Consider the following 592-nt stretch of genomic DNA (forward strand, 5'->3'; position numbering starts at 1 on the left):
AAATCTAATTCTATTTAAGAGTGGATTTCTTAAAAGTCTTAAAGCAATCCAAATAAGAGTATCTAAAAGTGCAAATGGTTTCTTTTTAGAATAACGCATGATAAATTATTCCTTTTAAGATTATAGGTAATCAACTCACAAGATGATACGTTTAAAGAATTTACAAAAGTCCATTAAAGAGATCTTGATAACGTAATTATTTCCTATCTTAGTTTATCTCATAACAGATGATAAAATAGACTGTTAGTTAAACTAATACATAAGCGGATTTAATAAGATTGGCATGCCCATTATGTGAGCATGCTTTATAAGTTATTCAGTTTCTCTAATCTCTAGTTTTGGTAGGTTCTTAACGATTTTCATTGTCTCTAAACTTATGGTAATAACCCTCTGAAATAACTCTAGAGGGTAGGCAGGGTTGCCAACGGTTTCAACAGCATAGCGATTGGCATCATTGACAATACCACTCTTTTTATCAGTCTTAACGCATTGACGCCCCATAACCCATTCAAGAGCAGGCTTGCCATTGACGATATACTCATAAGCTTCAAGAGGGATATCTGTTATGGTAATATTGCTATTGTAAATAACA

Annotated in this window: 1 protein-coding gene; it reads right to left on the reverse strand. The window is 32.4% G+C overall.

Annotation, left to right across the window (positions count from 1 at the left end; genetic code table 11):
* Positions 1 to 312: 312 nt before the first annotated feature.
* Positions 313 to 592, reverse strand: a 280-nt coding sequence (locus tag ACFILZ_RS10140) for a type ISP restriction/modification enzyme (protein WP_375611094.1), incomplete at its 5' end; no start/stop codon positions are given.

This window comes from Bartonella sp. AP40SXNS (assembly GCF_042195825.1).
Lineage (GTDB): Bacteria > Pseudomonadota > Alphaproteobacteria > Rhizobiales > Rhizobiaceae > Bartonella.